10 protein-coding genes, 1 tRNA gene and 1 rRNA gene are annotated in these 14,039 nt (G+C 49.7%); 6 read left to right on the top strand and 6 right to left on the bottom strand.

Going from position 1 to position 14,039, the window contains the following annotated elements:
• A 16S ribosomal RNA gene (locus ACSTTG_RS19295) occupies positions 1-322 on the bottom strand; the annotation flags it as partial.
• 358 nt (positions 323-680) lie between these two features.
• Positions 681-765, bottom strand: a tRNA-Leu gene (locus ACSTTG_RS19290).
• A 187-nt stretch (positions 766-952) separates the two neighbouring features.
• Here ACSTTG_RS19290 and ACSTTG_RS19285 point away from each other — a divergent pair.
• A complete protein-coding gene (locus ACSTTG_RS19285; RefSeq protein ID WP_438475856.1) occupies positions 953-1,429 on the top strand; it encodes an RDD family protein in 477 nt (158 codons plus the stop codon).
• A gap of 53 nt (positions 1,430-1,482) precedes the next feature.
• On the opposite strand, the gene ACSTTG_RS19280 is transcribed toward ACSTTG_RS19285, so the two are convergent.
• The 3 genes from ACSTTG_RS19280 to ACSTTG_RS19270 form a co-directional block, all read right to left on the bottom strand.
• The gene (locus ACSTTG_RS19280) at positions 1,483-2,445 is read right to left on the bottom strand and encodes a D-2-hydroxyacid dehydrogenase (RefSeq protein ID WP_438475855.1); all 963 of its coding nucleotides are present in this window, start codon (positions 2,443-2,445) and stop codon (positions 1,483-1,485) included.
• Positions 2,446-2,488: 43 nt separating this feature from the next.
• Positions 2,489-3,226, bottom strand: coding sequence for a bifunctional tRNA pseudouridine(32) synthase/23S rRNA pseudouridine(746) synthase RluA (gene rluA / locus ACSTTG_RS19275; protein WP_438460425.1), 738 nt, complete (start codon positions 3,224-3,226; stop codon positions 2,489-2,491).
• A 325-nt stretch (positions 3,227-3,551) separates the two neighbouring features.
• Positions 3,552-4,391 (bottom strand): PA3715 family protein, encoded by an 840-nt coding sequence (locus ACSTTG_RS19270; RefSeq protein ID WP_438475854.1) that lies wholly within the window; start codon positions 4,389-4,391, stop codon positions 3,552-3,554.
• 477 nt (positions 4,392-4,868) lie between these two features.
• Between ACSTTG_RS19270 and ACSTTG_RS19265 the strand changes: the two genes are divergently transcribed.
• Positions 4,869-6,140 (top strand): Nramp family divalent metal transporter, encoded by a 1,272-nt coding sequence (locus ACSTTG_RS19265; RefSeq protein WP_438475853.1) that lies wholly within the window; start codon positions 4,869-4,871, stop codon positions 6,138-6,140.
• Positions 6,141-6,383: 243 nt separating this feature from the next.
• Here the strand turns inward: ACSTTG_RS19265 and rapA are convergent, their stop codons facing one another.
• The gene (gene rapA / locus ACSTTG_RS19260) at positions 6,384-9,293 is read right to left on the bottom strand and encodes an RNA polymerase-associated protein RapA (protein ID WP_438460427.1); all 2,910 of its coding nucleotides are present in this window, start codon (positions 9,291-9,293) and stop codon (positions 6,384-6,386) included.
• 392 nt (positions 9,294-9,685) lie between these two features.
• On the opposite strand from rapA, the gene ACSTTG_RS19255 reads away from it, so the two are divergent.
• From ACSTTG_RS19255 to pyrI, 4 genes are all read left to right on the top strand, one after another.
• Positions 9,686-11,062 carry a PhoH family protein gene (locus ACSTTG_RS19255; RefSeq protein WP_438475852.1) on the top strand — a complete coding sequence of 459 codons (1,377 nt, stop codon included), beginning with the start codon at positions 9,686-9,688 and terminating at the stop codon, positions 11,060-11,062.
• A 129-nt stretch (positions 11,063-11,191) separates the two neighbouring features.
• Entirely contained in the window at positions 11,192-12,193 is a 1,002-nt protein-coding gene (locus ACSTTG_RS19250) for an ornithine carbamoyltransferase (RefSeq protein ID WP_438460429.1), read from the top strand.
• Positions 12,194-12,548: 355 nt separating this feature from the next.
• Complete coding sequence (gene pyrB, locus ACSTTG_RS19245) at positions 12,549-13,478, top strand: aspartate carbamoyltransferase (protein ID WP_438460430.1); 930 nt, start codon at positions 12,549-12,551, stop codon at positions 13,476-13,478.
• A 13-nt stretch (positions 13,479-13,491) separates the two neighbouring features.
• Positions 13,492-13,953, top strand: a complete 462-nt coding sequence (gene pyrI / locus ACSTTG_RS19240) for an aspartate carbamoyltransferase regulatory subunit (protein WP_438460431.1) — start codon at positions 13,492-13,494, stop codon at positions 13,951-13,953.
• The last annotated feature ends 86 nt before the right edge of the window (positions 13,954-14,039 follow it).

Here is a 14,039-nt window from a genome sequence, read left to right as displayed (position 1 = left end):
GGCTGATCATCCTCTCAGACCAGCTAGGGATCGTCGCCTTGGTGAGCCATTACCTCACCAACTAGCTAATCCCACCTGGGCTAATCTTGACGCGAGAGGCCCGAAGGTCCCCCTCTTTGCTCCGAAGAGATTATGCGGTATTAGCTATCGTTTCCAATAGTTATCCCCCACATCAAGGCATATTCCCAGGCATTACTCACCCGTCCGCCGCTCGCCGCCCAGAAACGCACCCGAAGGATTGTAACTGTCGCTGCCGCTCGACTTGCATGTGTTAGGCCTGCCGCCAGCGTTCAATCTGAGCCATGATCAAACTCTTCAATTTAAAGTTTTGTGACTCAATGAATACTGAACATTACATAGTAATGTTTGAATTGACTGTGCCGAATCTAATGATTCGTAATGGTCACTTCGTTTCATTGAAATCTAAGTCGATACCCCTCTCTATAAAAGAGAAATATCTAATTGGATTATCATCAACGAGTGCCCACACAGATTGATAGGTTTATATTTTTAAAGAGCTTTCCGACTAACGTTGCGCTTAGCGTCTCGTCGTCGGGGATGCGTATAATACGCTGTGAAATTTCAGAGTCAACTCTTTTTTTTCACTTTTTCTCAAGCTGCTTTTCAGCAAATCTTAGAGAAAAATAAAGAGGACATCGAGATGTCCTCTTTATAAAAGATGGTACCGGTGGGCGGACTTGAACCGCCACGCCCGAAGGCAACGGATTTTGAATCCGTCGTGTATACCAATTTCACCACACCGGCTTTAACGGGCTGCCCCGTCTTTGTGTTGTGCATTATACGTAACGGCGAAACGAACGCAACCCTTAAAATTAATGCTTTTGCTCGACTGCTGATTATTTGTGCGCAAAGCCTGCGAAATCGACAATCTCTTCCTCCCAAGGGTAGGATTTTGTATGCTGATTACACGATCAACAATAATCGAATAACAATGAACACAATAAAGGACTACCCTACAGCCGGGCTTATGCGCCGCTTTGCTGCTCTCTTTTACGATGCCCTAATCATAATTGCGATTGAAATGATCGCTGCAGGTCTAATCGTCGCACTTCTGATGGCGGGGATCGCATTAGGAGTTATCAGTTATGGTCACTATATAGATGCTGGCGATTTACTTTCTAATCACCCGATATGGAGCCCACTGTTTGCCTTATACCTTGCCACCGTTTGGGTCGGCTTCTTCAGTTTCTTCTGGATCAAAGCAGGACAAACCCTTGGCATGCGCGCCTGGCGTCTCCAGTTGGTCAATCACGACGGGGGCAAAATAACTCTGACCCAAGCCTTGATTCGCATCGCCACTTCCGCTTTTGGTCTAGCGAACCTTACCGTACCACTGGACCCACAGAAACGTGGCTTCCACGACATGTGGGCAAAAACTAAAGTCGTAGTATTACCAAACACCAAATAACCCCAGACGCGAGGAGCTTAAGGTTATTAACCATTCGCTTCTCGCCTCTGCCTTTATACGACGCGATTGTGTTGCTCACCACGCACGAATCTCTCAACATTGTCGATCAAGATATCAGCCAACGCCTGAATAGCACTATCACTCCCCCACGCGACATGTGGTGTCAAAAGCAGATTAGGTAAATGTGCGTTATCGACTAATGGGTTGGTAATATCAGCGGGCTCTTCGCTGAAGACATCGACACCCGCGGCGGCAATTTTTCCTGTTTTAAGGGCAGACACCAAGTCTTGCTCATTCACCAACCCGCCGCGCCCAGTGTTAATCACGATCGCATTCGGCTTCATTCGCGCCAACTGCTTGGCAGCAATCAGGTTGGCATTGTCAGCAGTCAGTGGGCAATGCAGCGTTAACACATCAGACTCTGCCAGTACCTGCTCAAATGGGTGATAGCCAACTCGACATTCCTGCTCTCCTTTGCGCTCGGCAAATAACACCTTCATTCCCAAAGCCTGCGCAAGCTTGGCTGTTGCCTGGCCCAATACTCCCGAGCCAATCACCCCTATGGTACTTCCTGCGATATCACCAATTGAATGGGTAAAGAAGCAGAACTGCTTATTACGCTGCCACTCACCTCGAGCAATGTCTTGATGATAGCCCATCAGATTACGTCTTAGAGCAAACATCATCGCGATAACATGCTCAGGCACCGATTGATGGGCGTAGCCTCGCACATTGGTCACGGCAATCGAGTTTTGCTGACAGTAGTCAATATCGACATTGTTGTATCCGGTGGCAGAAACCGCAATCAGGCGCAGCTTTGAGAGACCACTAAGTTGCTCAAGGCCCAAATAGACTTTGTTGGTCAGGACTATCTGTGCATCCGCTATTCGTTCGCGAACCAATTCGGGTGGCGTGAAGTCGTATTCGACCCACTGGTGAGGAAAAGACAACTTGGGGATGACAATATGATCAGGGATGGTGGCAGTATCAAGAAACACCACTTTAGGCAGTGACATACAAACTCCTATGCACTGCCAGGGTTGAATTAATTGACGGTAACTAGCATTTAGGCAGTGTCTTGTAATCGGGCAATTCTCTCACAGGATCAAAAAAGGTAAAGATCATTGGCTTGGCCTGCGGATAGAAATCACACGGCACGAAGGTAGCGTTCAATTGCAGCGTATCCGGGTGGTAATAGCTCAGCTCAGCCGCATGCAGCTCAAGACGGTCTGAGAATTCGAGCGCCTCACCCTCCGAGTAAAACTCATCCCCCACAATCGGATGCCCCAGTGCCTGCATATGCACACGCAATTGGTGCGATCGACCAGTGATCGGCAGCAAACGGACAATACTGGTTTGCTCCTCGCGCTTTACCACCTGATAAAGCGTTTGTGATGGTTTGCCATCCTCAAAACAGACCTTTTGTCTGGGTCTGTTTGGCCAATCACAAATCAGCGGCAGATCCACTTCACCACTATCATGCTCAGGGTGCCCCCATACTCGAGCATAGTAAACCTTGTGAGTTAAGCGGTATTGAAACTGTTTCTTCAGCGCACTCTCGCTCGCCTTATCTTTAGCAAACAGCATCAAGCCAGATGTCGACATATCGAGGCGGTGAATAACCTGAATACCAGGGTACTCCTGCTCAAGGCGACTCCACATGCTGTCATAGTGCTCTTCCAGACGCCCCGGCACAGAAAGCAAACCTGATGGCTTATTGGCTACCAGGATAAAATCATCTTCATAGACGATATCGATCCAAGGGTCGCAAGGAGGGGTGTATTCAAGCATTGCCATAGCCAGTCTCTTAACAAGGAAGTGGGCGCGGATTATAGCAGTTGTGAAGCGGTGGACAAAACGCTGTGAATGCTTTCTACACTTAGCTGCTGCAAAGGAAGAAATTCAATTTCGCACCTCATACTCGGTTATTTAGTCGCGCCCAGTTGTGCGCTTAAATCAAGCCTGCTAGATTTGGGCTGCCAGTCATACTCCTAGCAGTTATGACAGGCAGCCGCAGCTGATACGCAATCAAGCTCGTTCAGAGCTTATTAATACTGATACCAAGAGAGCCGAAACCTCATTCCGCAGCCCGTTCATTGACACTAAGATTCAACAACCAAGTTTATTCACCCAATTCCGCTAATTGAGCAGAGATGGCCTCACTCCAGTCACTAGAGGCTTGCCAATACGCCTCACGCTCGTACTGCTCGCCATCAAAGACCATCGGAAAACGAATTCGTGGGCCTGAACCGTTTTGCTCGTCATCCCCATAACCCGCAGACCATGTAGAGCGACCCGTCAGAATGAGATCAACCATACCTTGTTGCTGCTTCTGTCCAAGTTGAATCTGAAGGTTTGCTCGGTAATAACGAGGATTGTCGCTGTCCCAAGCCGAGCGCCCCCAATACAATGGCAATTGACGTAACACGGGCTTGAGCTCTCCATCACGCTCAATAAACAAAGTTATCTCATCGCTTGTCGAACCATCAGCATAGGGTGGACTGTACGAGGTGAACTGACGGACACCGATTGCACGAGTGGACTCATTTAGGCGATAAGGTGCCGTATCCAGAACAAAGGCTCCTTGATGGGGATTTACCCTCGTCCCCGCATCTTCAGCGATAATGCCTTGATAGCCTGCTCGCACCTTACCCGTGGATTTGTCAAACAAGGCGACGCGCCACATATAATTGCGAAATTCCTCGTAGGTCTCTTCGGTGAGGATCTCCGTTAAGTAAGAGACAAACAAGGCTCCTTCATCGTGGGGCAAGGTACGACATGCCGAGTGGGCTATATTTTCACCGAACTCAGCGCCTTCCCAACGAGGCGTCAGGCTGCGCTTATCGGTTTTGACCCACTCAAGTTGCTCAGCACTGCATTGCTGATTGGAAGCGTGAGCCACAGGATTTAGACTGAGAGATAATGCGGCGGCGGAAAAAAGTAGGCGGAACGTATATTTCACTGAGTAGTGTCTCACTTTATTTTTGGCACAGATAAGTACTATCGTCCGGGTGCTCCTCCTAGCAAAGGTTTATCGTCTTTGTTTGGATTAATTCTTCAGGATTTGAGCCCGTCAATTAGCGTTGTTCTCGCCATATGTAGCGAGATAGGCTGGACTCTATCACAGGGAGAGCCATCAACCCAACATGTTGCATAACTGGTCCCGTATGTTTTGTCTCCTGATATAAGGGGAACACCAATCACCATATAAATTTTGCTTTCGCTATATCACGTCAGAGATAAACTCAGTTACGCTGCCCAATATCGCCATTGCCAGCCTACACAGGAGATAAGTAGGCGCGATTTATAGCTGCCGTTGCGCGTTGGACAAATCGCTGAATATCACAAGTGTAAACTTCAATGTAATAAATAATTGACAGCAATTAACAGTATGATATTTGTGTATTTGATTGACAATAATAAAAAGGAATTTAAGAACATGGAAAGTGTTTCAGGTACACCTTCTCCAAGCCGCAGTGGCTGGTCTCAGTTTATTCGCTCTCTAGGCCCAGGGATTATGATGGCCGCCGCCGCGGTCGGAGGCTCACACTTGGTGGCCTCAACCAAAGCGGGGGCAATCTATGGTTGGCAACTTGCTGGCTTGATCCTGCTGGTTAATCTATTCAAATATCCCTTCTTCAAGGCAGGAGTACAGTTTACGGTTGGTACAGGAAAGAGCTTAGTTGAGGGCTACTCTGAGCTGGGCAAGCCCTACTTGTGGATTTTTGTCATTTTGAGTACGGTTTCAGCCATTGTTAATACCGCCGCGCTCGCCCTATTTAGCGCCAGCTTGCTTAACTACTTTATCCCATTCGATCTGAGCACTGTTGTTGCAACAGCAAGCGTGTTGACCATCTGCCTGGCCATCCTATTTGCCGGTCACTACAAGGCGCTAGATAATCTGTCTAAGATCATCATGGCGTGTTTGACGATTGCAACCATCGCTGCCGTAGTGATCGCGATGGGTAAACCAGTTGAGCCTGCGCCTGACTTCCAGTCACCGTCACCTTGGTCTATCGCCGCGATTGGCTTTCTAGTTGCAACCATGGGCTGGATGCCAGCGCCAATTGAGATTTCGAGCATTACCTCAATGTGGCTTAAGAGCCAGCAACGACATACCCAAGTTACTGCCAAATCAGCCCTGTTCGACTTTAATGTCGGTTACATCGGTACAGCACTATTGGCTTTATTCTTCGTCGCACTTGGCGCACTGGTGATCCATGGCAGTGGCGTTGACCTTGCGGCTTCCGGCGTTGGCTTTACCCACCAGCTAGTAGGCCTGTATGCATCAACCATTGGTGAGTGGTCCCGCATGCTTATCGCAGTGATCGCTTTCTTCTGTATTTTCGGCAGCACAATTACAGTGATTGATGGTTACTCGCGCGTGATCTCTGAGTCTCAGCGCTTGCTGTTGAAGCAACCACAGGCTAACCCTAAGGTGAATTTAACTTGGATGGTGATCGTCTCTGGCTGTGCACTCGGCATCGTGATGTTTTTGATGTCAGCGCTAATGCCGATGCTCGACTTTGCTATGGTGATGGCATTCATGACCACGCCAGTGTTTGCCCTACTCAACTACATCCTAGTAACGAGAACTGAGCTACCGAAAGAGCTCGCCGTAAGCAAAAACCTCAGACGCCTAGCCCAAGCCGGCCTTATCTACCTATTCGGCTTCCTAGCGGTGTTTATTTGGTGGAAGTGGTTGATGTAAAGACTTCGTCAGGGGCGAGGGGCGGGGACGGGCTTTGCCCTTCGAGGTGCGAGGGGTTTAATACGCGCGGCTAACTCATCGTGACTCCAGACGAAGTAAAAACTGCACCCCACACCTAATGATAGGTTCAAGGTGCAGCGACAAGCTTTGCCCTTTGGGGTACGAGAAGTGAAGGCATACACCTAACTCCTCGCTCCTCGGAACGAAGTGTAACCCGCTCCCCGCACCTAAGCGTAGCGTGTTTTAGTTGTGCGAAACCACAATCAAGCGTAGTGAATCGAGTTGGTACTGCGCTTTATCGATCAGGCCATCAAGCTGGGTGATCTGTTGTTCGATGACCTCAAGCTCCTCGTCACGGATATTTGGGTTAACCGCTTTTAGTGCTTGTAGACGCTCCAGCTCGGCATTCAGGCTGGCGTGCATCTCTTGTTTGGCCTGTTGGCGGATCTGCTCAACCGGCTCAACCACTGCTTTATCACCTGCTTCGATCATGGTGTGGATTTGAGCTTGGACTGAGTTAACCAGTTTGCTCGCCAAGTGACGATTCACCGGGCTCAACTGGCGGTTAAAGCTATCAAACTCCACCTGCGCTGATAGATCGTTACCGCGCTGATCAATCATCAAACGGATCGGCGTTTTCGGCAAGAAGCGACTGATCCCAGTGCGTTTTGGCGCTTGGGCATCCACGCAGTAGATAAGCTCAACCAGAATCGTACCCACAGGCAGCGCCTTGTTCTTGAGTAGAGAGACCGCCGACGTGCCGACACCCTCACTCATAATAAGGTCGATACCACCTTGGATCATCGGGTGCTCCCAGCTGATAAAGTTCATATCCTCGCGTGAAAGCGCAGTATCGCGATCAAAGGTGATCGTCGCACCTTCATACGGCAAGCCAGGGTAGCTTGGTACTAGCATATGCTCAGATGGCGTAACAACTAGGGCATTTTCGCCTTTGTCGTCTTGGTTAAGGCCAATGGTATCAAACAAACTCAGGGCAAAGGTAACTAGGTTGATATCACCATCGGTTGCTGAAATTTGATCAACGATCTTCTGCGCCTTCTCGCCGCCGTTTGAGTGCATCTCTAGCAGGCGGTCACGACCTTGCTCTAGTTGTGCTTTGAGCTCTTGGTTCATCTTCGCTGATGCCTCAATCACTTCATCCAGTTCTGAGGTATCACCCGAAGCGAGCATCTTGATCAGTGCATCCGCGTGCTGCTCGTAAACCATACGACCTGTTGGGCAGGTTTCAGCAAAGGCGTTCAAGCCTTCATTGAACCAGCGGGCTAAAATGCCTTGTGAGGTGCCCTCAAGGTAAGGCACGTGAACATCAATATCGTTACGCTGACCGATGCGATCTAAGCGGCCGATACGCTGCTCAAGCAGATCGGGGTTGAATGGCAGATCGAACATCACCAATTGACTAGCGAACTGGAAGTTGCGCCCTTCCGAGCCAATCTCACTACAGATCAATACCTGTGCCCCGCCCTCTTCTTGGGCGAAGTAAGCCGCAGCTTTATCACGCTCGAGGATCGACATCCCTTCGTGGAATACGGTTGCTCGGATCCCCTCACGCTCGCGCAGTGCCTGCTCAAGCTGCAGCGCCGTCGCCGCTCGTGAAGCGATCACCAAGATCTTATCGCCACGCTTATCTTTAACCTTATCAATCAACCAATCAACACGCGGATCAAATTGCCACCAGCTCGACTCATCCCCCTCAAACTCTTGGAAGATCTCTTCTGGGTAAAGGTTTTTCACCGCGCGAGCCTCATCGCTCATCTTGCCACCCAGCATGCCAGCCACTCGCATTGAAGTGTTGTACTGAGATGGGATTGGCATTGGCATCAGGTTGACCATGCGTTTTGGAAAGCCCTTGATAGCGGCACGGGTGTTACGAAATAGCACGCGTCCGGTACCGTGACGGTCCATTAGATTATCAATCAGTTCCTGACGCGCATTGGCTTGTGACTCTTCATGGTCATCGTTTTCAATAATGCGGAACAGCGGCTCAACATCTTGCTCTGACAACAGCTCGGTGATCTGGTTTTTGGCCTCATCAACAAGTCGCTCACCAGTAAACAGGGCAGCAACCGCGTCAGCAACCGGAGCATACTGCTCTTCTTCATCGACAAACGCCTGGTAGTCATAGAAGCGATCAGCATCAAGCAGGCGTAAGCGAGCAAAGTGGCTCTCGCGCCCAAGCTGCTCTGGTGTCGCAGTAAGAAGCAACACGCCCGGTGTGCGCTCAGCAAGCCCCTCGATGACCTGATATTCACGACTCGGTTTATCTTCACTCCACTCGAGGTGGTGCGCCTCATCCACAACGAGCAAGTCCCAGTCACCCTCGAGCGCTTGCTCAAAGCGCTTGCGGCTTTTACGCAGGAAGTCGAGTGAACACAACACCAACTGCTGAGTATCAAACGGGTTATCCGCCTCGGCATATGCCTCGACACAGCGCTCTTCATCGAAGATAGAGAAGTGCAGATTAAAGCGGCGCAACATCTCAACCAACCATTGGTGCTGAAGGGTTTCTGGCACCACGATAAGAATACGCTCAGCACGGCCTGCCAGCACTTGTTGGTGAATGATCATGCCAGCTTCAATGGTTTTACCCAAGCCCACTTCATCGGCTAGGAGCACGCGAGGTGCATGGCGGCGACCAACTTCATGAGCAATGTACAGCTGATGAGGGATAAGGCCCGCGCGCATACCACACAGGCCGCGCATCGGGCTCTTGTGCTGCTGATACTGGTTTTGCAAGGCACGATAGCGAAGAACAAAGTTATCCATGCGATCCACTTGACCTGCATAGAGCTTGTCTTGCGGTTTATTGAAGCGAATTTGGTTGCTTAGCAGAATTTCGCGCAGCTCAACACCGGCTTCCTGGGTATCTTCACGAGTACCGATGTAGCTAAATAGCCCGTTCTCCTCAATCACTTCCTCAACAACTAAGGTCCAGCCTTGTTGTGACTCGATGACATCACCAGTGTTGAAAGTTACACGTGTTACGGGGGCATCATTTCTCGCGTAGACACGATTGTCCTCTGATGCGGCGAACATCAGAGTCACTGTGCGTGCATCAAGTGCGACCACGGTTCCTAGACCTAAATCGCTTTCCGTATCGCTGATCCAGCGCTGCCCAATAGCAAATGTCATGAAAACACTACCTCGTTTGAAGAATAATTGATGGTGAGCTTGGTTATCGTCTCAGCCAGTTCGAATGCAAAACACCCTAGTAAATATAGGCGAGTTATGGCGGAGAAAAAGGGGGCTAATGGTACTTGAAGCTGTGATAGAGGTCACGTGATCAGGTTAGATTTTTTTGGCGAAATTTGAATGTAATCAAGCTGTAAAAAAGCAACGGTTATGTTATTTACAAGCCTCGCTATAATAGGAGTGAGGAATGCTCATTTTTAAGAAGATGAGCAAAGAGTAAATCGGCGAGCTTACGGCCGACCTAGCATTCTCGTCGACATCGCCGCTTTACTGCCATATGTCAGCCACTTGGCTGACAAGATTACTGCGCTGCCAAAGGCAAGGAGATGCTTATGGGCGATACTGATCGCAAACTGTTTGTCCTCGATACCAACATCCTGCTTCACGAACCTCTCGCTATTTTTTCCTTTCAAGAACATGACGTGGTCATCCCGATGACCGTCCTCGAAGAGTTAGACCGCATTAAAGATAGCAAGCGTGATATCGCACGCGATGCTCGAGTCGCAATACGCGCACTAGAAGACCTGTTTAGAGACGCGACCCCAGACCAAATCTCTGAGGGGATCCCGATTAACCGCCAGCAACACAGCTCTGGAACCATCGCAATCCTTGCCGATTATGTGTTGCAAGAAACCGTCAAAGCCTTTGCCGATAAAGAGGGTGACAATCGCATTCTCAACGCAACCATCTACCTACAAAATAAGCGCGCCCCACGTGAGGTTGTCTTGGTCACCAAGGACATCAATATGCGCCTGCGTGCCAAAGGTGCCGGAGTGCGCTTTGTTGAGGATTATCGTACCGACCAACTGATTGATGATGTGCGCTACCTAACCAAAGGGTTTCAACGCTGCGAAGGAAGCTTCTGGCAACATATCGACCAGGTAGAGAGTCGCCGCTTGGGCAGCAGAACCTTGCATACTCTGCCAAGAGCGCCGTTTGAGCCTACCTTTATCAATCAGTACGTGATAGATAAAGAGAGTGACTTTGCAGGCAGAGTTGAAGAGATTGACTGTGAGACCGTCACTGTGCGTGACCTCAGTCGTGAGCGCATGATGTCTCGCCGAGCCTGGGATATCACGCCAAAAAACATCTACCAAGCGATGGCACTCGATGCGCTGCTTGACCCTGATATCGACTTGGTTATTCTCACTGGCGCAGCCGGCAGTGGGAAAACGTTACTCGCTATGGCCAGCGCACTTGAGCAAAGCATCGAGCGCGGCCTGTTTGATAAGATCATTGTCACCCGCAACACCCCAGATATTGGTGAGTCGATAGGCTTTCTTCCCGGCACGGAGGAAGAGAAGATGATGCCTTGGCTCGCTGCCATTACCGACACGCTGGAAGCGTTGCACAAAAATGATCACTGCACCGAGGGCTCACTCAAGTACATCTGCGATAAAGCCAATATCCAGTTCAAGTCGATCAACTTTATGCGCGGACGTTCAATTCAAAATGCCTTTGTCTTGCTCGATGAGTGTCAAAACCTCACAGCGTCGCAGATTAAGACCATCATCACCCGCTGCGGTGAGGGCACTAAGATTGTCTGCTCGGGTAACCTGGCCCAAATCGACTCCCCCTACCTAACACCGGTGACCTCAGGCCTGACCTACATGGTCGAGCGATTTAAAAACTTTGAGGGCAGCGCCAACATTCACCTCAACGGGGTGGTGCGTAGCCGTCTGGCAGAGTTTGCCGAGGAGAACCTCTAAGCAAAAAGGAATAACTATGTAATAAAAGCGGCATTTTTAATTAAATGCCGCTTTTATTTAAAATAATAATTCACATAAACTGCATTTGTATGTTTTACTGTCACTACTGTGTGTTTCAAGGAATAGAATATGGCCTTCAATCTTCGTAATCGTAATTTTGTTAAGCTATTGGACTTCTCACCCACCGAGATCCAATTTCTTCTCGACCTATCCACTGACCTAAAAAAGGCTAAGTACGCAGGTAGCGAGCAACCGAAGCTAACGGGCAAAAACATTGCCCTGATCTTTGAGAAATCCTCAACTCGCACGCGTTGTGCTTTCGAGGTTGCGGCCTTTGACCAAGGCGCTCAGGTTTCCTATATCGGTCCCTCTGGGTCACAAATTGGCCACAAGGAGTCGATGAAAGATACCGCTCGCGTTCTGGGTCGCATGTACGATGGCATCGAGTATCGTGGCTTTGGCCAAGAGATTGTTGAAGAGCTGGCTGAGCATGCTGGCGTCCCTGTGTGGAACGGCCTGACCAATGAGTTCCACCCCACGCAAATCCTGGCCGACTTTCTGACCATGCAAGAGCATGCGCGTGACAAGCAGCTAAGCCAGATCAGCTTCGCCTATCTAGGTGATGCGCGCAACAATATGGGCAACTCATTAATGGTCGGCGCTGCCAAGATGGGCATGGATATTCGCCTTGTGGCGCCAAAAGCCTTCTGGCCTGAGCAAGCACTGATCGATACCTGCATGACTATCGCCGAGCAAACTGGCGCATCCATCACTTTCACTGAGGATGTCAAAGCTGGCGTGGCTGGCTGTGACTTCCTCTACACCGACGTTTGGGTGTCGATGGGCGAGTCGGAGCAGGCTTGGGATGAACGCGTCGCGCTGATGACGCCTTACCAAGTCAACCAATCGGTGCTTGAGGCTACCGGTAACCCAAAGGTCAAATTTATGCACTGTCTGCCCGCCTTCCATAATGATGAGACGACGATTGGTAAGCAGGTAGCAGAGAAATACGGCATGAATGGGCTTGAGGTCACCGAGGATGTGTTTGAGTCACCGGCCTCCATCGTGTTTGATCAGGCAGAGAATCGCATGCACACCATCAAAGCGGTGATGGTCGCTACTCTCGGCTAACCCTCGGCTAAAAATCCGCTCATATAATGAGCGGCGGTACTGCTTTTGATGCTTTTGGTCACCCATGATCCAAAAGGTGATTAAGGGGTACAAAGCGGGTTAAACCGCCTATAACGAGAAGAGAGCTGTCAATTAGTGACCAAGTAAACGAATAGTCACGACAAAACTGGCAAAAACGGCTGATTTAGCGCTATAATCAGCGCCAGTTTTGAGGAGGGCTTTCATGCAACGCAAACGATTACTTAACGTTGGTCAGATCGCACTGAAAGCACGTTGTTTTCACTCCTCCTTGTTCATATTCTAAGCCTCCCACAACGGGGGGCTTTTTTATGGCTTTTCACCAGGGAATATCACCATGACTAACTCTCTATATAAAAAGCACATTATCTCAATCCCTGAGCTTTCACGTCAGGAACTTGAGTTAATCGTTGAAACTGCTGGTCAATTAAAGGCGAACCAGCGTCCTGAGCTTATCAAGAATAAGGTTATCGCAAGCTGCTTCTTCGAGCCTTCGACTCGAACGCGTCTATCGTTCGAGACTGCGATCCAACGCATCGGTGGTGATGTGATCGGCTTTGATAGCGGCGGTAATACGTCTCTGGCTAAAAAAGGCGAGACACTGGCTGACTCTGTGCAGGTGATCTCTTCCTATGTGGACGCGTTCGTTATGCGCCACCCACAAGAAGGCGCTGCACGCCTGGCGTCTGAGTTTTCTAATGGTGTGCCAGTCATCAACGCAGGCGACGGTGCTAACCAACACCCAACGCAAACCCTGCTTGATCTCTACAGCATCGCAGAGACGCAAGGTCGCCTGGATAACCTCAATGTAGCCTTTGTTGGCGACCTAAAATACGGTCGTACTGTCCACTCCCTGACTCAGGCTTTGGCTAAGTTTGATAACGTGCGCTTCTTCTTTATCGCGCCTGATGCGCTCGCTATGCCGGACTATATCTGCGAGGAGCTCGATGAGGCAGGTATCCGCTACAGCCTACATAATGATATGGAGAGTGTGGTGCCTGAGCTGGATATTCTCTACATGACGCGCGTACAAAAAGAGCGCTTCGACGAGTCCGAGTACGCACACATTAAGTCCGCTTATATCCTAACGGCCGAGACGTTAAAAGACGCCAAGAGCAACCTTAAGGTGCTTCACCCACTACCACGCGTCGATGAGATCACGGTGGATGTGGATAAGACCCCGCATGCTTACTACTTTGAGCAAGCAGAGAATGGCGTCTACGCCCGCGAAGCGCTGCTGGCACTAGTGCTTAACGAAACCTTGTAATGGAGTAAAAACAATGACTAAAGACAACCAATTGCAGGTAGAAGCGATTAAAAACGGCACCGTTATTGACCATATTCCAGCCCAAGTTGGCATCAAGGTGATCAAGCTGTTTGATATGGACAAGTCAAACCAACGTGTCACGATTGGCCTTAACTTACCGTCTTCTGCACTAGGCAGCAAAGACCTGCTCAAGATCGAAAACGTCTACATCAACGAAGAGCAAGCCAACAAGCTTGCCCTTTATGCGCCAAACGCAACCGTGAATCAGATCGAAAACTATCAGGTTACGCGCAAACTGCCCTTGGTTCTGCCGAAACAGGTGCACGATGTGTTTGAGTGCCCAAACTCGAACTGCATTACCCATAATGAGCCGGTTGAGACCAGCTTTAGCGTGATCGAGAAGCAGCAAGATATCCGCTTGAAATGTAAATACTGCGAAAAGGTCTTCTCACGCGAGATCGTCACTGAAAGATAGAAGAGGCGGGAGTCGGGAAGCGAGAGGCGAGTATTTTTCAACGCGCGCTGTGAGCTTCTCGAAATACAGTGCTTCCTCCTCATAAC

The organism is Vibrio glycogenivorans (genome assembly GCF_051660965.1).
Classification (GTDB): Bacteria; Pseudomonadota; Gammaproteobacteria; order Enterobacterales; family Vibrionaceae; genus Vibrio.
Note: the sequence above shows the minus strand (reverse complement) of the source record. Positions and strands in the feature narration are given on the sequence as shown.

What these genes read in the sequence shown, in the direction of transcription:
- ACSTTG_RS19285 (WP_438475856.1), top strand. Translation starts at nt 953, where the DNA reads ATGAACACAATAAAGGACTACCCTACAGCCGGGCTTATGCGCCGCTTT.
- ACSTTG_RS19280 (WP_438475855.1), bottom strand. Translation starts at nt 2,445, where the DNA reads ATGTCACTGCCTAAAGTGGTGTTTCTTGATACTGCCACCATCCCTGAT.
- rluA (WP_438460425.1), bottom strand. Translation starts at nt 3,226, where the DNA reads ATGGCAATGCTTGAATACACCCCTCCTTGCGACCCTTGGATCGATATC.
- ACSTTG_RS19265 (WP_438475853.1), top strand. Translation starts at nt 4,869, where the DNA reads ATGGAAAGTGTTTCAGGTACACCTTCTCCAAGCCGCAGTGGCTGGTCT.
- rapA (WP_438460427.1), bottom strand. Translation starts at nt 9,293, where the DNA reads ATGACATTTGCTATTGGGCAGCGCTGGATCAGCGATACGGAAAGCGAT.
- ACSTTG_RS19255 (WP_438475852.1), top strand. Translation starts at nt 9,686, where the DNA reads ATGGGCGATACTGATCGCAAACTGTTTGTCCTCGATACCAACATCCTG.
- ACSTTG_RS19250 (WP_438460429.1), top strand. Translation starts at nt 11,192, where the DNA reads ATGGCCTTCAATCTTCGTAATCGTAATTTTGTTAAGCTATTGGACTTC.
- pyrB (WP_438460430.1), top strand. Translation starts at nt 12,549, where the DNA reads ATGACTAACTCTCTATATAAAAAGCACATTATCTCAATCCCTGAGCTT.
- pyrI (WP_438460431.1), top strand. Translation starts at nt 13,492, where the DNA reads ATGACTAAAGACAACCAATTGCAGGTAGAAGCGATTAAAAACGGCACC.